Origin of the sequence: Streptosporangium fragile (genome assembly GCF_039534445.1) — a bacterium.
Classification (GTDB): domain Bacteria; phylum Actinomycetota; class Actinomycetes; order Streptosporangiales; family Streptosporangiaceae; genus Streptosporangium; species Streptosporangium fragile.
Genome location: NZ_BAAAVI010000004.1, coordinates 104,269 through 131,038, shown reverse-complemented (window position 1 = coordinate 131,038; position 26,770 = coordinate 104,269). Strand labels below are relative to the sequence as shown.

Annotated in this window: 21 protein-coding genes; 9 read left to right on the top strand and 12 right to left on the bottom strand. The window is 72.2% G+C overall.

Annotated elements, in window-relative coordinates; translation table 11 throughout:
- Positions 1-103: 103 nt before the first annotated feature.
- The 5 genes from ABD841_RS04360 to ABD841_RS04340 all read right to left on the bottom strand — a co-directional run bounded on the left by ABD841_RS04360 (position 104) and on the right by ABD841_RS04340 (position 6,226).
- Positions 104-1,726 (bottom strand): serine/threonine-protein kinase, encoded by a 1,623-nt coding sequence (locus ABD841_RS04360; protein ID WP_344968070.1) that lies wholly within the window; start codon positions 1,724-1,726, stop codon positions 104-106.
- Positions 1,726-3,276: a hypothetical protein gene (locus tag ABD841_RS04355; protein ID WP_344968068.1), complete on the bottom strand. Its 1,551-nt coding sequence runs from the start codon at positions 3,274-3,276 to the stop codon at positions 1,726-1,728. The genes ABD841_RS04360 and ABD841_RS04355 overlap by 1 nt, the downstream gene beginning before the upstream one ends.
- A 174-nt stretch (positions 3,277-3,450) precedes the next feature.
- Complete coding sequence (dhbC, locus tag ABD841_RS04350) at positions 3,451-4,608, bottom strand: isochorismate synthase DhbC (protein ID WP_344968066.1); 1,158 nt, start codon at positions 4,606-4,608, stop codon at positions 3,451-3,453.
- 85 nt (positions 4,609-4,693) lie between these two features.
- On the bottom strand, positions 4,694-5,455 hold the full coding sequence (locus tag ABD841_RS04345; protein ID WP_344968064.1) for a 2,3-dihydro-2,3-dihydroxybenzoate dehydrogenase: 762 nt from the start codon (positions 5,453-5,455) through the stop codon (positions 4,694-4,696).
- A gap of 288 nt (positions 5,456-5,743) precedes the next feature.
- Positions 5,744-6,226 carry a MarR family winged helix-turn-helix transcriptional regulator gene (locus ABD841_RS04340; protein ID WP_344968063.1) on the bottom strand — a complete coding sequence of 161 codons (483 nt, stop codon included), beginning with the start codon at positions 6,224-6,226 and terminating at the stop codon, positions 5,744-5,746.
- A gap of 60 nt (positions 6,227-6,286) precedes the next feature.
- Between ABD841_RS04340 and ABD841_RS04335 the strand changes: the two genes are divergently transcribed.
- On the top strand, positions 6,287-6,880 hold the full coding sequence (locus ABD841_RS04335; RefSeq protein ID WP_344968061.1) for a class I SAM-dependent methyltransferase: 594 nt from the start codon (positions 6,287-6,289) through the stop codon (positions 6,878-6,880).
- A gap of 232 nt (positions 6,881-7,112) precedes the next feature.
- On the top strand, positions 7,113-7,688 hold the full coding sequence (locus ABD841_RS04330; protein ID WP_344968059.1) for a DUF6461 domain-containing protein: 576 nt from the start codon (positions 7,113-7,115) through the stop codon (positions 7,686-7,688).
- An 86-nt stretch (positions 7,689-7,774) separates the two neighbouring features.
- Here ABD841_RS04330 and ABD841_RS04325 read toward each other — a convergent pair whose 3' ends face one another.
- Together ABD841_RS04325 and ABD841_RS04320 are read right to left on the bottom strand one after the other, a co-directional pair.
- Positions 7,775-8,443, bottom strand: coding sequence for a winged helix-turn-helix transcriptional regulator (locus tag ABD841_RS04325; protein ID WP_344968058.1), 669 nt, complete (start codon positions 8,441-8,443; stop codon positions 7,775-7,777).
- A gap of 156 nt (positions 8,444-8,599) precedes the next feature.
- Complete coding sequence (locus ABD841_RS04320; RefSeq protein WP_344968056.1) at positions 8,600-9,895, bottom strand: aspartate aminotransferase type Ic; 1,296 nt, start codon at positions 9,893-9,895, stop codon at positions 8,600-8,602.
- A 176-nt stretch (positions 9,896-10,071) separates the two neighbouring features.
- Here ABD841_RS04320 and ABD841_RS04315 point away from each other — a divergent pair, with 176 nt between their 5' ends.
- Positions 10,072-10,971 carry a DUF4429 domain-containing protein gene (locus tag ABD841_RS04315; RefSeq protein ID WP_344968054.1) on the top strand — a complete coding sequence of 300 codons (900 nt, stop codon included), beginning with the start codon at positions 10,072-10,074 and terminating at the stop codon, positions 10,969-10,971.
- Positions 10,972-11,065: 94 nt separating this feature from the next.
- Here the strand turns inward: ABD841_RS04315 and ABD841_RS04310 are convergent, their stop codons facing one another.
- Entirely contained in the window at positions 11,066-11,791 is a 726-nt protein-coding gene (locus ABD841_RS04310; RefSeq protein WP_344968052.1) for an HNH endonuclease family protein, read from the bottom strand.
- A 139-nt stretch (positions 11,792-11,930) separates the two neighbouring features.
- Positions 11,931-12,899, bottom strand: coding sequence for a magnesium transporter CorA family protein (locus ABD841_RS04305; protein WP_344968050.1), 969 nt, complete (start codon positions 12,897-12,899; stop codon positions 11,931-11,933).
- A gap of 201 nt (positions 12,900-13,100) precedes the next feature.
- On the opposite strand from ABD841_RS04305, the gene ABD841_RS04300 reads away from it, so the two are divergent.
- A complete protein-coding gene (locus ABD841_RS04300) occupies positions 13,101-13,598 on the top strand; it encodes a hypothetical protein (protein ID WP_344968048.1) in 498 nt (165 codons plus the stop codon).
- A gap of 129 nt (positions 13,599-13,727) precedes the next feature.
- On the opposite strand, the gene ABD841_RS04295 is transcribed toward ABD841_RS04300, so the two are convergent.
- A complete protein-coding gene (locus ABD841_RS04295) occupies positions 13,728-14,897 on the bottom strand; it encodes a benzoate/H(+) symporter BenE family transporter (RefSeq protein WP_344968047.1) in 1,170 nt (389 codons plus the stop codon).
- 82 nt (positions 14,898-14,979) lie between these two features.
- Between ABD841_RS04295 and ABD841_RS04290 the strand changes: the two genes are divergently transcribed.
- Positions 14,980-15,561 (top strand): helix-turn-helix domain-containing protein, encoded by a 582-nt coding sequence (locus tag ABD841_RS04290; RefSeq protein WP_344968045.1) that lies wholly within the window; start codon positions 14,980-14,982, stop codon positions 15,559-15,561.
- Between the two features lie 130 nt (positions 15,562-15,691).
- Positions 15,692-16,912, top strand: coding sequence for an MFS transporter (locus ABD841_RS04285; RefSeq protein ID WP_344968043.1), 1,221 nt, complete (start codon positions 15,692-15,694; stop codon positions 16,910-16,912).
- Between the two features lie 180 nt (positions 16,913-17,092).
- Here the strand turns inward: ABD841_RS04285 and ABD841_RS04280 are convergent, their stop codons facing one another.
- Positions 17,093-17,839, bottom strand: coding sequence for an MBL fold metallo-hydrolase (locus ABD841_RS04280; RefSeq protein ID WP_344968041.1), 747 nt, complete (start codon positions 17,837-17,839; stop codon positions 17,093-17,095).
- A 242-nt stretch (positions 17,840-18,081) separates the two neighbouring features.
- On the opposite strand from ABD841_RS04280, the gene ABD841_RS04275 reads away from it, so the two are divergent.
- The gene (locus tag ABD841_RS04275; protein WP_344968039.1) at positions 18,082-18,912 is read left to right on the top strand and encodes a putative RNA methyltransferase; all 831 of its coding nucleotides are present in this window, start codon (positions 18,082-18,084) and stop codon (positions 18,910-18,912) included.
- A 174-nt stretch (positions 18,913-19,086) separates the two neighbouring features.
- Entirely contained in the window at positions 19,087-20,862 is a 1,776-nt protein-coding gene (locus ABD841_RS04270) for a prolyl oligopeptidase family serine peptidase (protein ID WP_344968037.1), read from the top strand.
- Positions 20,863-20,911: 49 nt separating this feature from the next.
- On the opposite strand, the gene ABD841_RS04265 is transcribed toward ABD841_RS04270, so the two are convergent.
- Positions 20,912-22,384, bottom strand: coding sequence for a PP2C family protein-serine/threonine phosphatase (locus tag ABD841_RS04265; protein ID WP_344968036.1), 1,473 nt, complete (start codon positions 22,382-22,384; stop codon positions 20,912-20,914).
- 210 nt (positions 22,385-22,594) lie between these two features.
- Here ABD841_RS04265 and ABD841_RS04260 point away from each other — a divergent pair, with 210 nt between their 5' ends.
- Positions 22,595-26,770, top strand: a complete 4,176-nt coding sequence (locus ABD841_RS04260; protein WP_344968034.1) for a HAMP domain-containing protein — start codon at positions 22,595-22,597, stop codon at positions 26,768-26,770.

Sequence of the window (26,770 nt, the reverse complement as noted above, 5' to 3'; positions counted from 1 at the left end):
GAGAGGGGGAAGGGGAACCGCCATGCGGGGAGACTAAGCCCTCCCGCCGACCTTGCATATAGGACAAAACGCCCAGGCAAGCCGCTTACAAGTCGGTCGCAAGTCAGGACGCCTTGAACGACACGCTCCGGATGAACCGGTTGGCCACCGCGTCGTCGCACCTCCCGGGGGCGCAGAAGTAGATCATCAGGGCGGGCTCCTCCGGCAGTTCCACCGCCCAGCCGGTGAAGTCGAGCTGCCCACCGCGCTGCGGGTCGGCGATCGACCCCTCCATCCGCACGGCGGGCTGCCCGCCCACGCTCACCTGGACGATCTCGGAGAAGACGCTGACCTTGCCGGGCAGCGACGACTGCAGGGTCTCCTGGAGCTGCTGGGGCTGGCTGCGGGGGTCGAGGGTGTCGAGCGTCTGCGCGTAGAGGCCGACGGCCTCCTCAGGGGAACTCTTGATGGTCTCGTTCACGGTCGCCCAGTCGGCGGTGACGGGCGTGCCGAAGAGCGTGCGGAACTCCTCGGCCCGTGGCGAGGCCACCACGAACACGTCCGCATGCTGCTGGAGGGTCCAGTCACCGGGATACTGGAACGCGATCGGCACCGCGGGCGAGCCCGCGAAGGACGCCCAGCCGTCACCGCCCCGCAGGAACGTCGCCACCAGCGCCACCAGCGCGACGATCGCCGTGACCGCCACACCCGCGCCGACGAGGATGCCCTTCCCGCCGCGCCGTCCCGGCTTCGCGCCGGCCGCGCGGGTGGGCACCCCGGCGGAGCCGGGACCGGCCGCAGCCTCCTCCTTCTTCCGCCTGCCCGGCTTCTGCCTCGGCGCCTTCGGCGCCTTCTCGGGCGCCGCGGGCTGCTGCGCGATCTGGTAGGGGTGCTCGGACCCGCTGATCGCGTCGCGCAACTCGGCGACGAACTGGGTGCAGGTGTCGAAGCGCTGCTCCGGCGACTTGGCCAGGGCCCGCATCATGACGCCGTCGACCTGGAGCGGAAGCTCGGGGCGGAGCGTGGTGAGCGGCGTGGGCGCCTCGGCGAGGTGGGCCCAGAGCAGGGCGATCTCGTTGTCGCGCTCGAACGGCAGCCGCCCGGCCAGCGCCTCGTAGACCACGCACGCCAGGGCGTACTGGTCGCAGCGGCCGTCGATGCGCTCCTTGTTGATCTGCTCCGGCGCCATGTACCGCGGGGTGCCGATGAACTGGTCGGTCTGGGTCAGCCCCGAGATCGAGGTGCGGTGTTTGGTGATGCCGAAGTCGGTGAGGTAGGCGTGATCGCCCTCGGTGTGCGCGGCGATGAGGATGTTGGCGGGCTTGACGTCGCGGTGCACCAGGTCGTGGGCGTGCGCGGTGTCGAGCGCCGCGGCCACCTGGGCGAAGATCCGGTTCACCTGGCCGACCGGCATCGGGCCCCGGTCGTAGAAGAGCCTGCGCAGGTCGGGACCGTCCACATAGCGCATCGCGATGTAGAGCGTGCCGTCGTCGGCGGCGTCGGCCTCGTAGATCGGGATGATGTTGGGGTGGTCGATGCTCGCGACCGTGCGGGATTCGAGGACGAACCGCTGACGGAATCGCTCGTCCTCGCCGAGGAGCGGGTTGAGGATCTTCAACGCCACCCGGCGGTTGAGCCGTGGGTCGACCGCGAGGTAGACCACGGCCATGCCGCCTTTGCCGATGATGTCCTCAATGTGGTAGCCGGCTATCTCTTGCCCGATCAATGCCCTGTCGTTCACGAACATCACATCTTGGTGGACTGGCCGCAGTAGCCGCAGAAGCTGTGGGCGGGGCCCAGCCGCATTCCGCAACTCGTGCAGTACTTCTGCACCGGGGTCTCGACCGGTTTGGCGTCGGCCTCATGGGCGACCAGCACGGGCTGGCCGGGCGAGGTGGAGACCTTGGGCAGCGCGGGGAAGGATCGGCCGACCACGACCGTGGGATCGACCTTCTCGTCGAAGGCCGGCCGTTGCGGTGCGGGCGGCGGGCCCGGCCGTTGCGGTGCGGGCGGCGGGGCGCCGACCAGGGCGCCCTCCGGCTCCGGCTCGGGCTCGGCCGACCGGCGGCGCCACAGCAGCAACGCGGCCCCCAGCACGGCCAGCACCAGCGCGCCCCCGGCGGCGAGGAACGGCCACAGCGGCGTCCCCGCACCGGGCCCCGGAGCGGTCACGGCCTTCACCCCCTCGTCCTCGGCGGTGCCGCGCTTGGCCTGGGACGTCTTCAGATGCGCCGCGGCCACGGTGTGCCCCGGATACAGCTCCAGCACCCGCTGGAAGGCCGGGACCGCATCACCGTAGTAATGGGTGTGGAACCGGGTCAGCGCCTGCTCGAAGGCCACGTCGATCGGCCCGCGCCGGGGCGCCACCCCCGCCTCGGCGAGCGCCTTGGTGATCTCGCGGACCCCGATCATCCGGGCGTCCGCGCCCCCGCCGATCAGCAGCCCGACGACCTCGCCCTTCTTGTCCTCGATCACCGGGCCGCCGCGCAGCCCCCTGTCGGCCAGGGCGCCCAGCTTCTCCGGCTCGTTGACCTTGCCCTCGGGGTCCTTGAACTGCCGGCCGCCCTCGCCGGTGCCGCCCGCGCGCAGGTGGGCGATGTCGACGGTCTCCCGCAGGTTCGCCGCCGGGCGGCCGGTGAACCCGGCGACCGCCACCGGCGCGCCATCCTTGGCCGGCACCGTGGCGGCCAGCGGCGCCGTGGGCAGGCCCGCGCCGCCGTCGGCCCGCCCGACCGCCTTCAGCACCGCCGGGCTGTCGGGAGCCTCACCCGCGTGGGCGACCTCCGCCCGGAACCCCTCCCTGTCCGGGAAGACGACGTTGGGGAAGATCCTGATCTCAGTGGTGACGTCGAAGATACAGGTGGCGGTGGCCTGCTTGGGCGGGTAGCACTCCTGCAGGGACTCGTTGAGGTTGTCGTCCTGGACCGAGTGCCGCTTGAAGTCGGCGGGGAGGTCGACCTTGAAGTGCTCGGCGAAGACCTTGTTGGCGGCGAGGATCCGGGCGTCCTGGTCGCTCTCCACCACGCGGGTGAGGGTGACGATGCCGCCCTCGGGGTTGATCACGGTGCCGGTGCCGGCGCCGATCGGGATCTGGTAGGAACGCTCCACCTGCGTGAGATCGCCGACGTGGTCGAGCAGCGTGACGTCCACCTTCGCGGTGGCCTCGATCCGCACCACCGCGGGGGTCACCAGGTCGGTGATCCCGCTGGGGTGCTCGTGCGCCAGGGCAGGAGCCACCGCGGCGACCCCCATGGACAGACCGCCGAGCACCACCAGGGCCGGACCGAACCTCCGCATCACCGTTCTCTCTACTACTGGGGATAGGACCAGGGTCACAAAGAATGGTGAGCACGTGAACCGCCCGAATATGAAGGCTTGGTCTCATTACCCCTTTACCTTGAGGGATCAGCGACGGCGCCCCCGGGCCGGACGGCGTCCGGGGCCAGGCCGGAGCCCCCGGCGGGCGGCGGGTCAGCGGTCGTGGTCCAGGCCGACGGCGCGGAGCATGGTGCGGAACTTGGCGGTGGTCTCGGCCAGCTCGGTCTCCGGTACCGACCCGGCGACGATGCCCGCGCCGGCGAACAGCCTGAGGCGGTGGTCGGCGACCTCGGCACAGCGGATGGTCACCACCCACTCGCCGTCGCCGGCCGCGTCACACCAGCCGACCAGCCCGGCGTACAGGCCGCGGTCGAACGGCTCGATCTCCTCGATGGCCCGGCGGGCGGCGACCGCGGGTGTGCCGCAGACGGCCGGGGTGGGGTGCAGCACGGTGGCCAGCTCCAGCGAGGTGACCGCCGGATCGTCGAGCACGCCGGTGATCCGGGTCGACAGGTGCCACATGGACGCGGTGGACAGCAGCGACGGCCCGGCCGGGACGGACAGGTCACGGCAGTACGGGCGCAGGGCCTCCACCACGCTCTCGATCACCAGGGCGTGCTCGCGCAGGTCCTTGTCGGAGGCGAGCAGGGAGCGCGCCCGCTCCCGGTCGACGGCGGGGTCCGGGTCGCGGGGCGCGGACCCGGCCAGCGGGTTCGTCGTGACCCGCCGGCCGGCGCGGGAGACGAGCAGCTCGGGACTGGCTCCCAGGAGCGTGCGGGGTGCGGCGGTGCGCGAGGGCAGGTCGACCGCGTAGCCGTAGGCCTGCGGATCGCGCCGGACCAGGTTGCGCAGGACCTGCCCGACGTCGACCGGGCGGCCCAAGGTGACGTCCAGGGCGCGGGCCAGCACGATCTTCTTGAGCTCCCCGGTGGTCAGCTTGTCGAGTGCCCTCTCCACCCCGCGCACGTAGTCACCGGGGTCGGGGACCGGGCCGAACCCGGTGAAGATCCCCCGCACCGGCTCGGGGACGGACGACGCCCCGGCCGGGGGGGTCGTCCAGCGGACGGCGGCGGGCACCAGCAGCCGGGCGGGCCGGTCGTCGCGGAAGGGAATGGCGCCCACCACGAGAGGACGGGGGAGTCCGGGCTCCTCGACCTCGCGCAGGGTCGCGGCGACGCGGTCGGGCAGGCTCCCCGCCCCCGGGCCCGGGACCTCCAGGCGGACCCCGCGGGCCAGCAGGGTCCGCGCCGGCGAGGTGAAGAAGAAGGAACCGGGTTCGTACTCCCCGAGGAGGTCGGACGTCCGGGGCATTGTCAGGGCATGGTTCGGCGACATGGTGGGGGTTCTCCTGTCGGGAGGGGATCCGAAGGGATGGGAGGGGGCGCGCCCGGGTGCGCTACGACCGGAGCGCGGCGCCCCCGTCGACGTACAGGTCGTGCATGGTGATGTGCCTGGCACGGTCGGAGGCCAGGAAGAGGACCGCGTTCGCGACATCCTCGGGGTCGGCCAGCCGGCCGAGGGGGATGCCGACCCGGAACCGGGCCGGGGACCCCTCGATGACCGCGCGGGCGTCGTGGCCGCCGGTCCACAGCGCGCGCTGCATGGGAGTGTCGGTGGAGCCGGGCGACACCACGTTGCAGCGGATGCCGTATGGCGCGAGCTCCAGGCCGAGACACCGGGTGAACTGCACGGCCGCGGCCTTGGAGGCGGCGTAGGCCGACATGTCGACCCGGGGGACACTCGCGGCACTGGACCCGATGGTGATGATCGACCCGGATCGGCGGGGGATCATCCGGCGGGCGACCGCGCGGGACAGGTGGAACACGCCGCCGGCGTTGACGGCGAAGGCGCGCGCCCAGGCCTCGTCGGTGACGGAGACGGCCGGTCCGGGGCAGGGGACGCCGGCCACGTTGACGAGCAACCCGATCGGGCCGAGATCGGCCTCGACGCGCGCGACGACGGTGTCGACGGCGGCACTGTCGGTGACCTGGCAGGGGTAGGCGACCGCGGTGCCGAGCTCGGCCGCGACCCGCCCGACCCGCTCGGCGTTCACGTCGAGCGCGGCGACGGCCGCGCCCGCCGCGCAGAGCGCCCGCGCCACCGCCTCGCCGATGCCCTGTGCCGCACCGGTGACCACGGCCACCGTGCCCTCCGCCACCACGCCCTCGCCTCCGTCAGCCTGTGCCGAGAGCAGGCTAACGCCATGACTTTGGGTGGCGCAGCAAAAACGTATAGTTACCCTTTGCTGATCAATGGGGCGCCCGCCCTGCGACAGGGTCTCCGGCCTGGGCCATGACACGAAACCCGGGCCCCTGGCGCGCCTCCCCGGACCGCACACCCGAGCACACGGGGCCCACCGTCCCGGCCGAGCCACGCCCCCGAGCGCACCGACCCGGCCGTCGGGCCTCACCTTGGGCGCGCCGGCGGGCCGGGCCCGGCCCCGGACTCAGTCCCGGCCGCCGGCCGGGTCTCCCCCGCGGCTCCCGTTCCGGAGAACGCGGACCAGACCGGTCAACCCGAGCAGCAGGCCCGCGCGCTCCTCGTCGGTGAGCCCGTCGAACAGCCCGTCGTGCGCGGCACGCAGTTCTGCGCCGATCCGCCCGGCCGCGGCGAGGCCGTCCGCGGTGAGGCGGAGCCGGTAGAAGCGGCGGTTGGCCGGGTCACGTTCACGCGAGAGCCATCCGCGCCGCTCCATGCCCGCGGCCAGGCGGCTCACCGTGCTCTTCTCCAGGCCCAGCCGGTCCGCCAGTTCCTGCTGGGAGAGCGTCCCCGCATCGGCCAGCTCGCCGAGGGCGAACACCTCCGACAGCGAGATGCGCAAGCCGCCGTAGTCGCGCGGTTCGAGCAGCCCACCCGCCCGGACGAGTAACTGGAGCAGGCGGCGCAGCTCGTCGTCGGGATACGCCCCATCATGAGTTGTGTTGTACAACTATCAGTCCTATGCTTTCAGTGGCACAGAGTTGTTCGGTACAACTATAGGAGGGCGGCCATGCACACCATCCACCGCGCCCGGGCGAGCCTGTTCGGGCTCTTCCACCACGGCAGCCTGTACGACCGGCTGATCAGCCAGGGGTTCCGCCCCCTCTACGCGAGGGTCACGGCCGACGTCACGGCGGCCTCGCCCGGCGCGGGGACCCGGGTGCTCGACGTGGGCACCGGCCCCGGGCGGGTCCCCCTCGCCATCGCGCGGGCTCTGCCCGCCCTCCGGGTCGAGGGCCTCGACCTGTCCGCCGAGATGATCGATCTCGCCCGGCGCAACGCCGCGGAGGCCGGTCTCGGGGACCGGGTCGACTTCACCGTGGCCGACGTCGCCGACCTTCCGTACCCCGGCGAGAGCTTCGACCTGATCGTCTCCAGCATGAGCCAGCACCACTGGCCGGACGCCGCCGCAGGCATGCGCGAACTGCGCCGCGTCCTCCGTCCCGGCGGCCGGGTGTGGATCTACGACTTCCGGTTCGCGCTGCGCCGGGCCGAGGCCGCCGCCCGCGCCGCGTTCCCCGGATACCGCATCCGCCGGGAACCCGTCCGGACCGGCCGCCTGCCGGTCAGGCTCATCGGCCGCCTCGTCGTCGAACCCTCCTGATTCCCGTCCCTCCCCCGGCGCCGGAGACCGCCCGGCGGGCGCGGTGCCGCGCACGGCCACCCCCTCCCGGACCGAACGGACCGGACGGACCGGACGGACCGGACAGGTCAAACGAGCCGAACAGACCAGATGGGCCGAACGAATCGGAGGGATCGGAAGCAGCGAATCCGGATCTGTCGGGGCCGCCTGCCAAGATCAGCCGCCTGGAGAACCGTCCGGAGGGGAGTTTTCGATGAGCGGCGCGACGGCGGCGGACTACGCCTGGTTCGAGGAGCAGTACGGCGGCAGCCTGGGAGTCTCCGGGTTCTGCATCACCTTCGTCAGGGGCCTGACACCCGCGGAGGCCTTCGACCGGATCGGCGTCACCGCCGGCGAGGGGGCGGACGCCGACGACTTCGACCTCGACGAGTACCCGATCATCGCGAGCACGGCGATCGGGGGGACGATCCTCATCGAGGACAACGGCTTCGCGGGCGTCCAGGACCACGTGGCCGAGCGGCTCTCCCGGGACACGGTGACGGCGGCGGTGTTCCGCAACGTCAACTTCGACCAGCAGTTCGTCTACGCCGAGAACGGCCGCGTCGTCCTCCAGTTCGAACCGGACGGCCCGGACGCCCGCTGGGGCGGCTCCGAGCGGATGCTGGCGCACATGCGCGACCTCGGCATGCCCCTCAACGAGTTCGACGACCCCGACGAGCACTACCTCCTGACCGCTTTCGCCCTGGCCGAGCGCGCCACCGGCGTGCGACTGCTCCCCACCCACATCGAGGAGCCCGCCCTGATCGGGACCGCCGAGCACCTCTACTGAGCGCCGGCCCCGCCGCCGGGCGGGGCCGGCCAGGCCGGTGGGCGCGGAAGAACGGCACCGGGAGCCGGCGCGAGGGCGGCGCGGGATCAGGCGGAGGGGGTGACCGGGGCGGGACCGATCCGGAAGGTCCCGGCGAACCGGTCCAGGAGGGCGGGATCGCCGGTGACGCGGACGGCGCCGGTCTCGATCGCCTCGCGGGGGCCGATCTCACCGGCCATCAGACGCCTGAGCCCGGGCCCCGCCTCCAGGACGAGGTCCGCCCCGGTCAGGGGGCCCTCCCCGACCTTGAGGACGCCGCCGTCGACGTGCGCGTGGACGACGGTCTCGCCGACATGGAGTTCGTAGGACACCCGGGACCCGCCGGCCGCCTCGGGGCTGAAGGTGGCGCGCAGGGCCATGACCAGCGAGTCGGGGGTGACGACGTCCTCGGGGCCGGGCTCGCCGAGTGTCCTGGCGCCCCAGCGGCCGAGCCGCAGGACGATGTCGTCGAGCTCGCGGCCGTACTCGGTGAGCTCGTAGACGACCGAGGCCGCCGGACGGGGCAGGACGCGGCGCCGGACGACCCCGGCGTGCTCCAGCTCCTTGAGACGGCCGGAGAGGATGTTCGTCGGGATCCTGGGCAGCCCCCGGCGCAGGTCGGTGAAGCGCCTCGGGCCCACGAGGAGGTCGCGCACGATCAGCAGCGCCCAGCGCTCTCCGACGATCTCAAGGGCCCGGGCGAGCCCGCAGAACTGCCCATAGCTACGACCGGCCACGACGGCTTTCTCGATCCCGGTTTTCTTCTCGCATCTGAGTTTCTTATAACACAGGCCCGGTTCGATAAAGCAACTCGATACCGATGCCCCGCCCGGCCGGGACCGCGCGGTGACGGGTCCGGCCGGGCGGGGCGCCGGGACGGTGGAGGAACGGGGTCAGCCGGCCTGGCCGGCCTGTTCCAGGAGCTTCTCGATCCCGACCAGGCGCACGCAGGTGGCCAGGCCGGAGATGGCGAGCTCCACCTCGTCCAGCTCGGGGTAGGTCGGGGCGATGCGGATGGTGCTGTCGCGCGGATCGTCGCCGTACGGGTGCGTGGCACCCGCGGGGGTCAGGGCGATGCCCGCCTCCGCGGCCCGGCTCACCACCCGGCGCGCGCACCCTTCGAGCACGTCGAGGCTGATGAAGTAACCGCCCCGGGGGGTGGACCAGGTCGCCAGGCCGGAGCCGCCGAGCTCCTTGGTGAGGATGGCGTCGACCGCGTCGAACTTCGGCCGGATGAGCTCCCGGTGGCGGCGCATGTGCTCCGCCAGGCCCTTCTCGTCGCGGAGGAACTGCACGTGGCGCAGGTGGTTGATCTTGTCGGGGCCGATGGTGCGCTTGGCGGTGTTCCCGAGCAGCCAGGCCACGTTGGCCGGGGACGAGCCGAAGAAGGAGACCCCGGAGCCGGCGAAGGTGACCTTGGAGGTGGAGGCGTAGACGAAGACGCGGTCGGGGTGGCCGTTCTCCGCGCACAGTGCCAGGATGTCGGCGATCTCCACCGGGGTGTCGGTGAGGTGGTGGACGGCGTAGGCGTTGTCCCAGAAGATCCGGAAGTCGGGGGCGGCGGTCGGCATGGCCGCCAGCCGGCGGACCGTCTCGTCGCCGTAGGAGACGCCGCTGGGGTTGCTGTACTTGGGCACGCACCAGATGCCCTTGATCTGCGGGTCGGCGAGCACGAGACGCTCCACGACGTCCATGTCGGGGCCCTGGTCGTCCATCGGCACGGGGATCATCTCGATGCCGAACCGCTCGCAGAGCGCGAAGTGGCGGTCGTAACCGGGGACCGGGCACAGGAACGCGATGCGCGGCTCGTCCGCCCAGCGGCGCTCGGCCCCGGGCACCGTGCCGAGCAGGGCGTGCACGATCGAGTCGTGCATCAGCGACAGGCTGGAGTTGTCCGCGGCGACCAGCTGCGCGGCGGGCACCTGGAGCGGGCCGCTGAAGATCTCCCGCAGCTCGGGGAGGCCCTGGAGCCCGCCGTAGTTGCGGCAGTCGGTGCCGTCGGCGGCGGTGTGGCCGGTGGGCAGGGCCAGCAGACCGCCGGACAGGTCGAGCTGCCGCGCCGAGGGCTTGCCCCGCGTGAGATCGAGGGAGAGGCCGCGTTCCACGAGTGCTTCGTAGTCGCGCAGCGCCTGGTCCCGCTGGGCTGTCAGCTCGTCGAGGGACAGGGCCGGAAGAGCCGGAGAGGTCACGAGAGTTCCTTCGCCTGCTGGTCGGGATCGGCTCCCTGGTCGGGATCGGCTCCGAAGATGGTCGAGGGCCGGTTCCGAAGGATAGAAGACCGCCCCGGCCGATCAGAAACCGGGCGGTGACCAGGTCACGTGCCCGTGACCCGGCGCGCGGGAGGGATCGCCATAAGATCTCCCGTATGGCGGAGGTCATGGTTCGCGACGGGACGTGGACGTTCGACGGCGAGATCCTGCGGATCGTGCCCGGCCGTGACCGGAGCGTCAAGAAGCTGAGGCAGATGCTGGGCGAGGTGCAGGTGCCGCTGGAGGCGGTCGCCGGGATCGCCTACGAGCCCGGCAAGAAGGGCGGGCGGCTGCGGCTCCGGCTGCGCGAGGGCGCCGACCCGTTCGCCGAGGCCACCCGCGGCCGGATCGCCGACGCCGCCGACCCTTACCAGCTGGCCGTCGAAACCGACCGCACCGGTGCCGCCCAGTACTTCGTCGACGAGGTGCGCAACGCCCTGGTGATCGAGCAGGTGCCGGACGGCCCCACCGACCGCTACCTGATGCCGGGCCCGGGGATGCCGCCCGTGCTCTCCGCGGGCGACGGCTCGGCGACGTTCGACGGCGAGTCGATCCGCCTGGAGTGGAACTGGGCCGCGGAGGAGGCCAAGAAGTCGGCCGGCGTGCAGCGGCTCCCGCTCGGGGACCTGCTCGGCGTGGAGTGGGTCCCGGCCGCGGGCCTGGAGAGCGGGCACCTCCGCTTCCGGGTCAGGAACGTGACGGCGCACAAGCTCGCTCCCAAGCACGACCCGCACTGCCTGGTGCTGTGGGGCCTGGACAAGGAGACCCGCACCGCGGCGCTGTTCGTCTCCGCGGTCCTGTCCCGCCTGCCGCACCCCGCCGCCGCCCGCGAGCCGGCCGCCCTCGACACCCCCGGCCCGGCGCCCGCGTCCGATCCCGGCCCCGGTACCGGTCCGGGTGACGACCCGGACGCGCTCCTGCGCCGCCTGCGCGAGCTGGGCGAGCTGCGCAGGGACGGCGTGCTCACCGAGGAGGAGTTCACCGCCGCCAAGCAGGCGCTGCTCCGCCGCTTCTGACCGGACCGCCCCGCCCGGGACCGGCCGGCCGCCCCGCCCGAGCCGGACTCGCCGGCTCGGCCGGAACCGCCCACCCGGCGGCACCGGCCGGGGTCTACCGGCACTGGGCGAGCATGACCCTCTTGTCGGCACGGGTGACCGGCAGGTCGTACTTGAGGGCCACCTGGGCGAAGCGGACGACGTAGGCGCAGCGGACCCTGCGCACCGGGGGCAGCCAGGAGGCCGGCCCCGAGCCGCCCTTGGCCTCGTTGGCGTCACCGTAGACCGGGAGCAGGTTGAGCGGGTCGTTGGCGATGCGCATCCGTTCGGACATCGGCCAGCGGGAGGCGCCCATCCGCCACTCGTACGACAGCGGGACCACGTGGTCGACCTGGATCTCGTCGGATCGTCGCTTGCTCCAGCGGATGACCCGGCCGGTGTAGGGGTCGCGCAGCTTCATGGACACGACGACGCAGTCGGATCCCGCCCGGTAGCGGACGTCCTCGCCGTCACGGGCGAGCAGGTCGTTGCGGGTACCGCAGCCGTTGCGGGCGTACGGCACGCCCCTGGCGGTGTCGGCCCAGTTCTCGCCGAACCTGGTGCGGCGGTATCCGGTCTTGGGCCCCATCCGCGCGACCCGGAGCTTCTTGATCATCTTGACCGCGGCGGCCCGGTCGGCGGCCGAGGTGACGGGGGCCAGGCCGGGCCGCGTGCCGCGCGGGTTGTCCAGCGGCGCGGCGGCCGCCGGGGGCGCGGCCTTCGCCCCGGTGTCGTCGTGCTTCGTCAGTGAGAAGAGCACCGCGGCGCCCAGCACCACGGTGACCACCCCCCGCGCGCTCACCTATGCCTCCCGGAGGGTCCACCGGCCCATGCTTGACCGGTTCCCGGAAATCCCTTTGCCGACACGGGCGGTTCGGCGCACGAGCGCGGGGCGCGGGGACGGTCCCGGTCGGGGGCGCCGCCCCGGCGAAGGCCGGGCGCTACAACCAGCCCCGCTTCTGGAACGCCCGGTAGAGCAGGACGGTGCCCACGACGATCGCGATCGTGGACGTCCAGAAGCCGAGCGGGTGGCCGAAGCCGGGGTAGGGCACGTTCTGCCCGTAGAAGCCGGTGATCATCGTGGGCACCGCGATGATGGCCGCCCAGCTCGTGATCTTCTTCATGATGTCGTTGAGCCGGAATCCCTGCTGGTTCATGTGGGTGTCGCGGACGTTGGCCGTCAGCTCCTGCAGGGAGTCGGCCCACTCCGCGGCGCGCAGGGCGTGGTCGTAGACGTCCTGGTAGTACGGGACCAGCGGGGAGCTCACGGTCTCGGTACCCCGGCGGAGCAGGCTCCCCACGACCTCGCGCACCGGCACGGCCAGCCGCCGGAAGCGCACCAGCTTCTTGTGCAGCTCGAAGGTCCGGCGCTGGATGTGCGGCATGTCCCGGGGGGTGTCCTGGAAGAGGTCGTCCTCCAGTTTCTCGATCCGGTCGTCCATCGTCTGCAGCACGTCGAAGTAACCGTCCACCACGGTGTCGAGCAGGCCGTGCAGCAGGTACGGCACGCCGTACCTGGCCATGTCGGCGGTGGCGTCCCAGCGCCTGAGCACCTCGCCGATGTCGAAGGCGGGGTTGGCCCTGACGGTGACCAGGGCGTTCTTCGTGACGAAGATCGATATCTCGATGAACTCGACCCGTTGCCTGACGAGCTTCGTGCCGTAGACGGTGATGAACAGGTGGCTGTCGTAGGTGTCAAGCTTGGGACGCTGGCTGCTGTGGAGCGCGTCCTCGACGGCCAGCGGGTGGAGGCCGAGCTCCTCGCTGATCACCGCGAGGTCCGCCGGTGTGGGAGAGCACAGGTCGAACCAGACGACGGCGGACTGGTCTCCCACGTACTCGGAGACGTCCGCGATGGGGAAGCCCTCGGCCTTCAGCACGCCGTTGCGGTACAGGCGGGTGCGGTCCATGCCCGTCAACACTAGCCCGCGTTCCGATCTCCTGCGTCCCGGCCTCTCTCGCGACTCCGATCACCACGACGTCGACGTCCGTCGCGTTCGCGGTCGATCTGTGCGTCGCGTTCCCGCAGAACCGCCGGGGCCCCGCGAATAATCCCCTGCCTGCCGGGCAGCAGGAGGTACCACAACAGACGAAGCCTGAGGTGAGGTCAGATGATAGTGCTCGGACTACTCTTGATCGTCCTCGCGGGCGCGACCGTTATCGCGGTGTCGTGGGACGAGACCGCAGCCTCGACCGCCACCGCGTCGTTCACGGTCTTCGACCGGACGTTCCAGCTCACCCAGCTGGAGATGTTCTTCGCCGGTGTGGCCACCGGAGCGGTCTTCCTGCTCGGCCTGGCGATCGTGCTCGCCGGTATGCGGCGTTCGGCCGTGCGCCGTCGCCGGCTCCGCGCCTCGCGCGCGGAGGCCCGTGACCGCGTCGCCCGCCTGGAGGAGGAGAAGCGAGAGCTGGAACGCAAGCTCGAAGAGGCCCCCACCCCCGCCCCCACTCCGTCGGCCGCCGCCCCCGCGGTCGACCGTGACCGCGACGGCGTCGACGACCGGCTGGAGAACACGGCGCCCCACCCGCGTGTCGAGGTGCCCCGCCAGCACTCCGGCGACCAGCTGGTGGCCGGCCGCCACGGCCGCCCGGACGACCACCGGCGGTGACGGCACTCGGTGACCCCGCGTCCCGATCCGCACAGCCCGATCCGCACAGCCCGATCTGCACTGCCTTCCGCCGGTGCGGCACCCCCGCCGCACCGGCGGACTCATGTCCGCCGGTGCGGCGGAACGGGTTCACCCGGTGACCGGCACGGCCCGGAGGGGCCGGCGGTGCAGGAGCGTCATGAGCCCGCCGGCGACGAGACCCCAGAAGGCGGCGCCCACGCCGAGGATCGTCAGGCCCGAGGCGGTGACGACGAAGGTGACGGCCGCGGCTTCCCGGCCCTGGGGTTCGGCGACGGCCGAGGTGATCGCCGAGGCGAACGCGCCGAGCAGGGCGAGACCGGCGACGGCCTCGATCAGCATCGGCGGGGAGAGCAGGACGAGCGCGGTGGCCAGCCCGGAGCCGACTCCCAGGACGATCATCGACACGCCCGCGGTGACCGAGGCGATCCACCGGCGTTCCGGGTCCGGATCGGCGTCGGGCCCGGCGGCCAGGGCCGCGCTGATGGCCGCCAGGTTCACCGCGTGACCGCCCAGAGGCGCCCCCAGAACGCTGGCCAGGCCGGTGGAGGTCAGTACGGTGCGCAGCGGCGGACGGTAGCCGTACCCGGCCAGGACCGCCATGCCCGGGACGTTCTGCGAGGCCATGGTGACCAGGAACAGCGGCAGGGCGACGGTGACCAGCGCCTGGGCGTTCCAGGACGGGACGGTCACCTCCAGCACCGGCCGCGCGTCGACCGCTCCCATCTCGGGCCCGGACAGCGCGATGACGATGACGGCGACGAGCAGGGCACCCGGGACCGCCCACATGCGGGCGTAGCGGCTCAGCAACGCCCAGACCAGCACGGTGGGCACGGCCGCCGACGGCACCTCGCCGAGCGCCCTCACCGGCGCGAGGCACAGGTCGAGCAGGATCCCGGCGAGCATGGCCCCGGCGATCGGGGCGGGGATGGCGGCGATCCAGCGGCCCAGCGCGGTGAAGAGGCCGGCGGCGACGATGAGCAGCCCGGAGACCGCGAACGCGCCGACCGCGGCGGGATACCCGCCCTCCACGGCCCCGGTCGCGGCCAGCAGCGCCGCGCCCGGCGTGGACCAGGCGACGACGATCGGCTGGCGCTGCCGCAGGCCCAGCCAGACGGCCACCACACCGGTGGCCACGCAGACGGCGAGCAGCCCGGACGCCGCCTGCCGCTGGTCGGCGCCGACCGCCCTGAAGCCGGCCAGGAGCACGGCGAACGAGCTGGCGAAGCCGACCACCGCGGTCACCACCCCGGCCAGGACGGGCTGAAGCAGGCGTGTCATCTCGTCCGTCCTCACTGGTCGGCCCTCTGTGCCCGATCGACCGTTCCGTAAACGGAACGGTGTTGTGCTGCACGATAGCCTCATGAACTCCGGAGCACAAAGCCCCAGTCCCGCGGCGGACGGCGGGGCGCTCAGCCTCGGCCGGCGGATCCGCACGCTGCGGGAGGAACGCGGCGTCTCCCTCTCGGAGCTCGCCCGGCGCGCGGGCGTCGGCAAGGCCACGCTCTCCGGCCTGGAGAACGGCACCCGCAACCCCACGCTGGAGACCCTCTGGGCGATCACCCGCGAGCTCGGCGTCCCGCTGGCCACGGTCATCGGCCCGCCCGCGCTCCCGGGGGCGCCCCCGTCCCCGGACCCCGTCATCCACGGCGCCGCCGTGCGGGGAACGCTGCTGCAGGTCTTCGAGGACGAGGACGTCACGTACGAGCTCTACCGGCTGACGGTCCGCCCGGGGACACCGCAGGTCTCACCCGCCCATCACGAGGGCGTCACCGAGCACGTGACCGTCTTCGCGGGCACGCTCAGCGCCGGACCGGCCGGGGCCCCGCTGCGCGCCGGCCCCGGCGAGCACATCTCCTGGCGGTCGGACGTCCCGCACGTCTACGCCGCCCTCGGCGACCAGGACGTCCACGCCAGCCTTCTCATTCGCTACCCGCGCCGCTGACCCGGCCTCCGGCCGGGCGGGCCGGGCCGACCGCGCCCGAGGCGCCCGGCCCTCATGGGTCTTCCGTTTCTTCGCGTCCTCCCGGGGCCCGATGACATTGTGAAAAATCCCCAAATGTAATATTCATCCCATGACACCCGGGTCCAAGGCAGTTCTCTTCTGGGCCACAGGTGTACTGGCCTACGTCATCGCCGTCTTCCACCGCCAGTCGCTCGGCGTCGCCGGCATCGAGGCGGCGGCCAGGCTCGACATCAGCGCGGCCGGCCTCTCCATCCTGGCCATGCTGCAGCTGCTGGTCTACGCGGGCATGCAGGTCCCCGTGGGCATACTGGTCGACCGCTTCGGCTCCAAACGCATGCTGGTCCTCGGGGCCGCGGTGATGGCCTGCGGCGAACTCGTCTTCGCGCTGGCCGGCGGACTGCTGCCGGGCATCGCGGGCCGCGCCCTGATCGGCTGCGGGGACGCGATGACGTTCATCAGCGTGATCCGGCTGGTCAACCTGTCCTTCTCCGCCCGCAGGAACCCGCTGGTGGTGCAGCTCACCGGCCTGCTGGGCCAGCTGGGCGCGGTCGCCTCCGCGGTGCCCCTCATCCACTCGCTGCACACCTACGGCTGGACGCCCACCTTCCTCGGCGCCGCCGTCCTGGGCGTGGTGTCGGTGCTGCTGCTCCTCACGGTGCTGCGCGACTCCCGGCCCGAGCGGACGGCGGAACCGCCCAGCCTGAAGGCCGCCTGGGCGGAGCCGGGCACCCGGCTGGGCATGTGGACGCACGCGGCCACCCAGTGCTCGGCGGCGGCGTTCCTGCTGCTGTGGGGATATCCGTTTCTGGTCCAGGGCCAGGGCCTCGCCCCGGAGACGGCGGGCGTGCTGCTGACCACGCTGACCCTGTGCGGCATGGTGTGCGGGCCGCTGCTCGGCTACCTCGCCGGGCGGTTCCCGTTCCACCGCTCCCGGATGGTGCTCATCGTGATCGGCACCACCGCAGGAGCGTGGACCGTCGTACTGGCCTGGCCGGGGCAGGCACCGCTCTGGCTGCTGGTGATGCTCGTCGTGGTGCTCGCGGCCAACGGCCCCGGATCGATGATCGGCTTCGACTACGCCAGGACCTTCAACCCGGCCACCCGCATCGGCGCGGCCACCGGCATCGTGAACGGCGGTGGCTTCGTCGCGTCGATGTCGGTGATCGCCCTGGTCGGCGCCACCCTCGACGCGCTGGGCGGGAACGACCTCGACGCCTTCCGGTGGGCGTTCGCCATGCAGTACCCGATCTGGGCGCTGGGCGCCGTCCAGGTCCTCCGCTACCGCGGCAAGGCACGGCGCCTCCTGCTGGCCGCCGAAGCCGGCGCGTGACCGCCGCGCCCGCCCGGTGACCCCGGCCGCGGTGGTGAGGCGAGCCCGGCCGCACCCGCCCGGTGACCCCGGCCACGCCCGCCGGATGAACTCCGGCCGCACCCGGCCGATGCCCCCCGGTCGCGCCCGCCCGGCGAACCGCGCCCCTCGCCCGTCCGGCGGGGCCCGGACGCGCCCGTGTCAGGCGAGCCTGATGAAGGGCTCGGCGAAGTGGGCTGTGCCGATCATCCCCCGCTCCGCCCGCACCCGGTCGAGCAACTCCACGCGCGTGGCGGCGGCCAGCACCGGGTCGGCGTCGTAGAGGTAGGGGACCTTCGGGTTCTCCAGCTGCACCGGGTGGAGCACCAGGTCCCCGGTCAGCACCAGGTCGCCGACCTGGACGACCTGGTGGCCGGGGGTGTGCCCCGGCGCGAGGAGCACCCGGATGCCGGGCAGCACGTCGGCCCGGCCGTCCACCGCCTGCACCCGCTCGCCCAGCGGCCGGACGACGTGGTCGAGGACGGCCTCCGTGGCCGCGTCCAGCTCGGCGCGCTGCAGGACGTGCCGGGCGTTGGGGAAGACCGGCGCCCCGCCGGCCACCGCCCCGCTCGCGTGGTCGCTGTGCAGGTGGGTGATGACCACGGCGTCCACCTCCTCCGGAGTCACCCCCACGCGCGCCAGTTCGGCGCCCAGCCTGCCGGGCACCGGCGCCCAGCTCGACGCGGGCGAGTCCGCGGGGCCGATGCCGGTGTCGACCAGCACCGCGCGGCCGGCCGCGTCGCGCAGCAGGTAGCAGTGGAAGTGCAGGATCCACTCGCCGGACTCGCCGTGGCAGCCGCCGGGGAACATCTCCGGCAGCGGGCGCCGGATGGCGTCGCCCATCGGGCCCACGGCGTCGCACAGTGGGAAGACCTCGACCCCGGCGACCGTTGCGGACTGGTGCGACATCGCTCTCCCGTTCGGAATCGGTCGACCGTGCTCCGGGCGGTCCGGAGGTGACGCGCTGCCGGCCGTCGCGCCGGAGGGGCGCGACCGGCCGCGGCGGTCTCGGCCTGGAAGACGTCGACGTGGCAGTGCGCCGGCCGCGGCGGAGCACCACGTCCTCCCGCCCCAGGGTAGAGCATGATCATCCGGCCTGGCCGGCGCGCTGCCGTCCCCGGAGCGACGGCGGGCCGCGAGATGATGGGGGAATGCTGGTCGATGTCGTCGCCTACCTTCGCTGCCCCGTCTGCGCGGGCGCTCTGGACCTGGACGGCCGGGTCGTCCGGTGCGGGCTGGGCCACGGCTTCGACGTGGCGCGGCAGGGGTACGTCAGCCTGCTGACCGGGTCGCAGGCGCCGGGCACGGCCGACAGCGCGGCGATGGTGGCGGCCCGGGAGGCGTTCCTCGGCGCCGGGCACTTCGGCCCGCTGGCGGAGGCCGTCACCGGCGCGTGCCGCGACGACGCGAAGGTGGCGGCGGACGCGGGGGCGGGGACGGGGTACTACCTCGCCCGGGTGCTCGACGCGCTGCCGGAGGCCGTCGGGCTCGCGCTGGACGTCTCCAAGAACGCCGTGCGGCGGGCCGCGCGGGCGCATCCCCGGCTGGGAGCGGTGGTGGCCGACGTGTGGCGGCCGCTCCCCGTGGGAGACGGCACGGTCGATGTGCTTCTCAACGTGTTCGCCCCCCGGAACGGAGCGGAGTTCGCCCGGGTGCTCAAGGAGGACGGCGAACTGATCGTGGTCACGCCCACCTCGCGGCACCTCGTCCCGCTGGTGGAGCGGCTGGGGCTGCTGTCGGTGGACGAGTCGAAGGAGCGGCGGGTGGCGGAGAGCCTGAGCGACCACTTCGTCGAGACCGGCCGGAGCACCCTGGAGTTCGAGGCGGCCCTCGGGCACGAGGCGGTCGAGGCCGTGGTGGGCATGGGCCCCAGCGCCTGGCATCTGGATAAGGAAGTTATGCGGAGAAAGATCGAAGATCTTCCTGAGACAAGCCTTGTAACAGCTTCTTTCCGTATGTCTATCTTTAAGCGCCGCCGATAAGCAAGCGACGCGCTTGACACCCTCTCTGGGACCAGTGTTACTGGTGTGGCATTTAGTCCTGAATTCCACACATTACTCAAGCAATTAGCTCTTGAAGGCGACATACTGGACCGCAATCCGGCGAGCCCGCGTCTGGACGCGTGAAGCCACTGCCTTGACGGAGGGAAGCGCCATATGAAGGCGGAGGAGCGCTGGCAGGCCAGGTTCCGCGCGCCGCGCGTGACGCTGCCCGTATGGGCGCGCCAGGCGCCCGGCAGGGCCGTCTACCGGAGCAACGCCTCGGGAGCCTGGGAGATCTACGCCTGGGACCGCGTGGCCGGGTCCGTACGCCAGGCCACCTCCAGACCCAAGGGCACCTCGCACGCCGCGATCGACCCCACCGGACGGTGGATCTGGTGGTTCTCCGACACCGACGGCGACGAGTGGGGCCGGTGGATGCGCCAGCCCTTCGGCGGGGGCCCCGACGAGCCGGTCGACCTCGATCCCGGCTTCCCCGCGGGGATCGGGCTGGCCTCGACGGGGGAGGCCGTGATCGGCGTAGCCAGGCCCGGCCGGGGCTTCACGGTCCATCTCCTCCGGCCGGGCGAGCCCCCGCGCACGATCTACGAGCACACCGAGGCCGTCTCCGTCTCCGCCGTCTCCCTGGACGGCTCCCTGATCGCGATCGGCCACAGCGAGCACGGCGACTCCCGGCATCCCGCGCTGCGCGTGCTCCGGCGGAACGGTGACACCGTCGGCGACCTGTACGACGGCCCCGGCAGGGGCGTGGTGGGCGTGCGCTTCGCGCCCGTGGCGGGCGACCGGCGGCTGCTCGCCCTGCACGAGCGCAGGGGCCGCCGCGAACCCCTGGTCTGGGACCCCGAGAGCGGCGAGCAGCGGGAGATCTGGCTGCGCGACCCGGGTGAGATCACCGCCGACTGGTACGACGACGGGCGGTCCCTGCTCGTCGTCCGGGGCCACCGCGGCCGTACCACCCTGACCCGCTACGACCTCGCGGGCGGCGCGCTCCACCCGATCGAGACCCGGCACGGCGTGATCGACGCCGCCGCGCCCCGCCCGGACGGCTCCGTCGAGTACTCCTGGTCCAGCGGTGCCCACCCGCCGGTGATCCGGTCGAGCAGCGGCCACGTGGTCATGAACCACGGCGGTCCGACCTCGCCGCCGTCCGTCCCGGTCGAGGACGTCGACGTGGAAGGGCCGGGCGGCCGCATCCACGCGCTGGTCTCCCGCCCCGAGCGCGGCTCGGGTCCGTTCCCCGCGGTCTTCCTGCTGCACGGCGGGCCCACCGCGCAGGACGACGACTCCTTCGTCCCGCAGGTGGCCGCCTGGGTGGACCTCGGCTTCGCGGTCGTGCGGGTCAACTACCGCGGCTCGACCGGGTACGGCTCGACCTGGCGCGACGCCCTGTCCGGCGACGTCGGGCACATCGAGCTGTCCGACGTGGCCGCCGTCAGGGACGCCATGGTCGAGCGCGGCGTCTGCGACCCGGACCGGCTGGTGCTGGCCGGTGCCTCCTGGGGCGGGTACCTCACCCTGCTCGGTCTGGGCACCCAGCCCAAGACGTGGGCGGCGGGCATCGCCGCGGTGCCGATCGCCGACCACGCGGCCACGTACGAGGAGGAGACCGAGGCGCTGCGCTCCTACCACCGTGCGCTGATGGGCGGCTCACCCGCCGAGTATCCGGAGCGTTACGTCGCCTGCTCCCCGATCACCTACGTCGACCAGGTCGAGGCCCCGGTGCTGATCCTGGCCGGGGAGAACGACCCGCGCTGCCCGATCGGCCAGATCGAGGCGTACGTGGCCCGGCTCGCCGGACGCGGCCACGAACACGAGGTCTACCGGTACGACGCGGGCCACGGCTCGCTGGTCGTCTCCGAGCGCATCGCCCAGATGGCGGTGCAGCTGGACTTCGCCCGCAAGCACGTGAAGACCGACACGCAGGCCTTCTGACGGCTCGTCCCCGGCTCCGGCCGCCCCCGCGCTCGCCCCGGGACGGGACTCAGCGGGCGCGCAGGACGACGATCGCCATGTCGTCGGCGCTCGGCTCCGGGGCGAAGTCCTGGACGGCGCGGCGGATGCGCTCGGCGACGGCGCGCGCCGACAGGCCCACGCACTCGGCGAACAGCTTGGCCAGGCCCCCGTCGTCGTCGAGGAGCCGCCCGTCGCGGCGGCGCTCGGTGACCCCGTCGGTCACCGCGAGGAGCACGTCGCCCGGGTCGAGGTGGACGAGCTCGGCCTCGAACGACGCCTCCGGGAAGACGCCCAGCAGGGACTGGGAGGTCACCACGGTCTCCACGACGCCGCTGGGCCGCAGGCGCAGGGCCTCGGGGTGGCCCGCGGAGACCAGTGACACGTCCAGCCCGTTCGCCACGGGCCTGATCTCCCCGTGCAACAGCGTCAGGAAGCGGGCGCGGTCGCCCTCGTCCAGGATGGCCTGGTTGAGCCGTCCGAGAACCGCGGCCACGCCGTACCCCTCCTTGGCCAGCAGGCGCAGGGTGTGGCGGGCCAGGCCGGTGACCGCGGCGGCCTCCGGGCCGGTCCCGCAGACGTCACCCACCGCGAACCGCCAGGAGCCACCGCCGGCGGCGAACAGGTCGTAGAAGTCGCCGCCGACCTCGTTGGTCTCCCCCGCGGGCTCGTAGACCACGGCGGGGTCGAGGCCCGGGATCTCGCCGGGCTCGTCGGGCGGGAGCAGGCTGCGCTGGAGCGCCCGGTTGGCCGCCGCCTGCGTGGCGTACAGCAGCGCGTTGTCCAGGGCGAGGGCGGCGCGGCGGGCGATGTCCTCGGCGTACTGGAAGACGTCGTCGGCGAACCGGTCGGGCCGGCCCAGGCACATCGCGCCCAGGGTCCGGCCCCGGGCGAGCAGCGGTAACACCAGCACGTGCGAGTCGCCGAGCTGCAGGGAACCGCCGCCCTGCGGGATCTGGACGGCGGCGAGCTCCTCGCGCAACTCGTCGATGCGCCGCTCATCGGTGTGCCAGAGGTAGGCTGGGCGGCGCGGGCCACCGCCGTCGCCCCACGTGTAGACGGCACACCAGGTGGCCAGCCGTGGCACCACGATCTGGGAGATGATCGCGGGCACCATGTCCGGGTTGAGGGTTCCCGCCAGCAGGTCGCTGGCGTCGGCGAGGAACCCCATCCAGAGCGGCCCGCGACTGGGCTCCTCGGCTGACCACTCCTCGGGCGAACGCCCCGACGAGTCGGGCAGCGCGATGCGGGCCCACTGGGTGCGCCGCCGGCCGGCGAAGGTGACACCCCACTCCTCCACCGGCACGGACGGGGCGTCCTTCACCGGTGCGGGCGGGGCGTCGAGGTCGTCGTCGGAGGCCTGCTTCTGACGCACCTCGATCTGGAGGCCGTCTCCCAGGTGGCGCCAGACCACCTCGAACGGGACGTCGGTCACCTGTGCCGACAGCTCCGCCGCCAGTCGCTCGGCCGATGCGAGCACAGGCGCGGCGGCCCAGGCGGTCATCACCTCTCTGGTGAACCGCCTGGCGGCAGGGACCGCCGTCTCTCCGGGAGCGAAGGTCGCTGCCAGGACGGCGCGGGAAGCACTGGTCACTGTTCCGTGACTACCACACTTCCCGTCCACGTGGGGTCAATCGAAGGTGGGACTACGCATTGCGCACCGTGACAGACTGGGATGACTCACGGCTGCGCCCCCGGGAGTCAAGGAGGTCAAATGACCACGGTCAACACCGTGCCCGACGTCGAGGACCGACGTTACAGCGAGTCGGACCTGCGACCGATCCTTCAGACGCTCATCACCTGGCGCGACGGTGACTTCCGCCGCCGGGTGCCGCACGCTCCGCCAGGGATCCTAAGCGAGATCCGCCTGCTGCTCAACGAGGTCGCCGACCGGCGTGAGCATCTGGCCAACGAGCTGCACCGGGTGCGCCGCGAGGTGGTCAAGGAGGGCCGGTTCGGCGAGCGGCTCACCCCCGGCCCCGGGGTGGGCTCGTGGGCCGAGAGCGTCGACTCCGTCAACGCGCTGATCGACGCGCTCGTCGGCCCGGTCAGCGGGGCCGCGGACGTGATCGACGCGGTGGCCAAGGGTGACCTGTCCCAGCGGATCGATCTGGATCGCAGCGCCCGGGGCGAGGTGCGCCGCCTCGGCAAGGCGATCAACGGCATGGTCGACCAGCTCTCGCTGTTCACCTCCGAGGTGACGCGGGTGGCGCGCGAGGTCGGCACCGAGGGCCGGCTGGGCGGCCGGGCGAACGTGCGGGGCATGTCGGGAAGCTGGCGCGACCTCACCGAGGCCGTCAACACCATGTCCAGCCGCGTCTCGGCGCAGGTCCGCGACATCGCGGCGGTGACCACCGGGGTCGCGCGGGGCGACCTGAGCCGCAAGGTCACCGTCGACGCGGTCGGTGAGATGTTCGAGCTGAAGAACACCGTCAACACGATGGTGGACCAGCTGCTGGCGTTCGCCGAGGAGGTCACCCGCGTCGCCCGCGAGGTCGGCACCGAGGGCAAACTCGGCGGCCAGGCGCATGTGCGGGGCGTCTCCGGTGTCTGGAAGGACCTCACCGACAACGTCAACGTCATGGCGGGCAACCTGACCACCCAGGTCCGCGCCATCGCGGCGGTGTCCACCGCGGTGGCCCAGGGCGACCTGTCCAAGAAGATCACCGCCGACGCCCAGGGCGAGATCCTCCAGCTCAAGGACACCCTCAACACCATGGTCGACCAGCTGTCGATGTTCGCCGACGAGGTCACCCGCGTCGCCCGCGAAGTCGGCACCGAAGGCCAGCTCGGCGGCCAGGCCCGCGTCCGCGGCGTCTCCGGAGTCTGGAAAGACCTCACCGACAACGTCAACTCCATGGCCAACAACCTGACCTACCAGGTACGCAACATCGCCGAGGTCACCACCGCCGTGGCCAACGGCGACCTGACCCGCAAGATCGACGTCGACGCGCAGGGTGAGATCCTCGCCCTGAAGACCACCATCAACACGATGGTCGACCAGCTGTCGTCCTTCGCGTCCGAGGTGAGCCGGGTGGCCCGCGAGGTGGGCTCGGAGGGCCAGCTCGGCGGGCAGGCGCAGGTGCCCGGGGTCTCGGGCACCTGGAAGGACCTCACCGACAACGTCAACGTCATGGCGAACAACCTGACCACCCAGGTCCGCCAGATCGCGGCGGTGTCCACCGCGGTGGCCCAGGGCAACCTGTCCAAGAAGATCACCGCCGACGCCCAGGGCGAGATCCTCCAGCTCAAGGACACCCTCAACACCATGGTCGACCAGCTGTCGATGTTCGCCGACGAGGTCACCCGCGTCGCCCGCGAAGTCGGCACCGAAGGCCAGCTCGGCGGCCAGGCCCGCGTCCGCGGCGTCTCCGGAGTCTGGAAAGACCTCACCGACAACGTCAACTCCATGGCCAACAACCTGACCTACCAGGTACGCAACATCGCCGAGGTCACCACCGCCGTCGCGAAGGGCAACCTGACCCGCAAGATCGACGTGAACGCGCAGGGTGAGATCCTCGCCCTGAAGACCACCATCAACACGATGGTCGACCAGCTGTCGTCCTTCGCCGCCGAGGTGAGCCGGGTGGCCCGCGAGGTGGGCTCGGAGGGCAAGCTCGGCGGCCAGGCCCGCGTCGAGGGGGCCGAGGGCATCTGGAAGGGCCTCACCGAGAACGTCAACGAGCTGGCCGCCCGCCTCACCACCCAGGTCCGCGCCATCGCCGAGGTGACCACCGCGGTCGCCACCGGCGACCTGACCCGCTCCATCACCGTCGACGCCGAGGGCGAGATCGGCGAGCTGAAGGACAACATCAACATGATGGTGGCGGTGCTGCGCGACACCACCACCGCCAACCAGGAGCAGGACTGGCTGAAGTCCAACCTGGCCAGGATCTCCCGGCTCATGCAGGGCCACCGCGACCTGATGGAGGTCGCCAGGCTCATCATGAGCGAGCTCACCCCGCTGGTCTCGGCCCACTACGGCGCCTTCTACCTCGCCGAGCCCTCGGGCGGCCACGACCTCGTCCTCATCGCCGGCTACGGCGTACGCCCCGGCGCCAGCCCCCGCCAGCGGTTCGCGACCGGCGAGGGCGTGGTGGGCCAGGCCGCGCTGGAGGGCAAGAAGATCATCCTCGGCAACGTGCCCGCCCGTTACCTGACGGTCGACACCGGCCTCAGCACCTCGACGCCCGCGCAGATCGTCGTGCTGCCGGTCCTGTTCGAGACCCAGGTGCTGGGCGTGCTGGAGCTGGCCTCGTTCAGCGAGTTCAGCGAGATCCACCACGACCTGCTGAACCAGCTCGTCGAGACCATCGGCGTCACGATGAACACGATCATCGCCAACTCGCGGACCCAGGACCTGCTGACCGAGTCGCAGCGCCTCACCACGGAGCTCCAGGAACGCTCCGACGAGCTCCAGCGCCAGCAGGAGGAGCTGCGCCGCTCCAACGCCGAACTGGAGGACAAGGCCGCCCTGCTGGCCAAGCAGAACCGGGCCATCGAGATCCAGAACTTCCAGATCGAGCAGGCCCGCCGCACCCTGGAGGAGCGCGCCGAGCAGCTGGCCGTCTCCTCGCGCTACAAGTCCGAGTTCCTCGCCAACATGTCCCACGAGCTGCGCACCCCGCTGAACAGCCTCCTGGTCCTGGCCAAGCTGCTCACCGAGAACACCGAGGGCAACCTCACCCCCCAGCAGGTGGAGTTCGCCAGGACCATCCACGGCGCCGGCTCGGCCCTGCTGCAGCTGATCAACGACATCCTGGACCTGTCGAAGGTCGAGGCCGGGCGGATGGACATCCACCCGCAGCAGATCTCGCTGCCCAAGCTCGTCGACTACTTCGAGGCCACCTTCGCCCCGTTGGCACAGGACAAGGGCCTGTCGTTCGCCGTCGAGGTCGACCCGTCGGTGCCGCAGGAGATCCGCACCGACGAGCAGCGCCTCCAGCAGGTGCTGCGCAACCTGCTCTCCAACGCGATCAAGTTCACCCCCGCGGGCGAGGTGCGGCTGCGGGTGATCCACGCCGACCACGGCGTGGCGTTCGTCGACGACACCCTCCAGGGCGCCGACGGCATCCTCGCCTTCGAGGTGATCGACACCGGCATAGGGATCGCCGCGGACAAGCTCGAGGTCATCTTCGAGGCGTTCCGCCAGGCCGACGGGACCACCAGCCGCAAGTACGGCGGTACGGGCCTGGGCCTGTCGATCTGCCGTGAGATCGCCCGCCTGCTGGGCGGCGAGATCCACGTGGTGAGCAAGGTCGGCGAGGGCAGCACCTTCACCCTCTACCTGCCGCCCGCCTACGGTGGCCCGCTGTCCTCCCGCGACGGCGGAGCGGCCGCGCCCAGCATCGCCCCCCGCGACCCGGGGCTCGCCGGGGCGCTGGAGGCCGTCGACGAGCTGCCGGAGATCCCGATCTCCGACGACCTGCCCGCGCCCCACTTCGCGCAGGCCGAGACCCAGACCTGGCAGGGCGACGATCCGCTGACGGGTGCCAAAATCCTGATCGTGGACGACGACATCCGCAACGTGTTCGCACTGACCAGCGTGCTGGAACGGTACGGCTCCACCGTGGTCTACGCGGAGAACGGCCGCGAGGGCATCGAGCAGCTCGAACGGAACGAAGACGTCGCCCTCGTCCTGATGGACATCATGATGCCGGAGATGGACGGCTGGGCCACCACCTCCGCGATCCGCCGGATGCCGCAGTTCGCGGATCTGCCGATCATCGCGCTGACCGCTAAGGTCATGCGGGGTGACCGGGAGAAGAGCATCGCGTCCGGCGCCTCCGACTACGTGCCCAAGCCCGTCGACGTCGACCGCCTGCTGGAAAGGCTGCGCGGCTGGCTGGCGCGGGGCAAGCCGGCCGGTGACTCCAACGAAGGCGTGTGA

Coding starts and splice junctions, on each gene's coding strand:
- ABD841_RS04360 (WP_344968070.1), bottom strand. CDS start 1,726: ATGTTCGTGAACGACAGGGCATTGATCGGGCAAGAGATAGCCGGCTAC.
- ABD841_RS04355 (WP_344968068.1), bottom strand. CDS start 3,276: ATGCGGAGGTTCGGTCCGGCCCTGGTGGTGCTCGGCGGTCTGTCCATG.
- dhbC (WP_344968066.1), bottom strand. CDS start 4,608: ATGCCCCGGACGTCCGACCTCCTCGGGGAGTACGAACCCGGTTCCTTC.
- ABD841_RS04335 (WP_344968061.1), top strand. CDS start 6,287: ATGCACACCATCCACCGCGCCCGGGCGAGCCTGTTCGGGCTCTTCCAC.
- ABD841_RS04330 (WP_344968059.1), top strand. CDS start 7,113: ATGAGCGGCGCGACGGCGGCGGACTACGCCTGGTTCGAGGAGCAGTAC.
- ABD841_RS04315 (WP_344968054.1), top strand. CDS start 10,072: ATGGCGGAGGTCATGGTTCGCGACGGGACGTGGACGTTCGACGGCGAG.
- ABD841_RS04305 (WP_344968050.1), bottom strand. CDS start 12,899: ATGGACCGCACCCGCCTGTACCGCAACGGCGTGCTGAAGGCCGAGGGC.
- ABD841_RS04300 (WP_344968048.1), top strand. CDS start 13,101: ATGATAGTGCTCGGACTACTCTTGATCGTCCTCGCGGGCGCGACCGTT.
- ABD841_RS04295 (WP_344968047.1), bottom strand. CDS start 14,897: ATGACACGCCTGCTTCAGCCCGTCCTGGCCGGGGTGGTGACCGCGGTG.
- ABD841_RS04290 (WP_344968045.1), top strand. CDS start 14,980: ATGAACTCCGGAGCACAAAGCCCCAGTCCCGCGGCGGACGGCGGGGCG.
- ABD841_RS04285 (WP_344968043.1), top strand. CDS start 15,692: ATGACACCCGGGTCCAAGGCAGTTCTCTTCTGGGCCACAGGTGTACTG.
- ABD841_RS04280 (WP_344968041.1), bottom strand. CDS start 17,839: ATGTCGCACCAGTCCGCAACGGTCGCCGGGGTCGAGGTCTTCCCACTG.
- ABD841_RS04275 (WP_344968039.1), top strand. CDS start 18,082: ATGCTGGTCGATGTCGTCGCCTACCTTCGCTGCCCCGTCTGCGCGGGC.
- ABD841_RS04270 (WP_344968037.1), top strand. CDS start 19,087: ATGAAGGCGGAGGAGCGCTGGCAGGCCAGGTTCCGCGCGCCGCGCGTG.
- ABD841_RS04265 (WP_344968036.1), bottom strand. CDS start 22,384: ATGACCGCCTGGGCCGCCGCGCCTGTGCTCGCATCGGCCGAGCGACTG.
- ABD841_RS04260 (WP_344968034.1), top strand. CDS start 22,595: ATGACCACGGTCAACACCGTGCCCGACGTCGAGGACCGACGTTACAGC.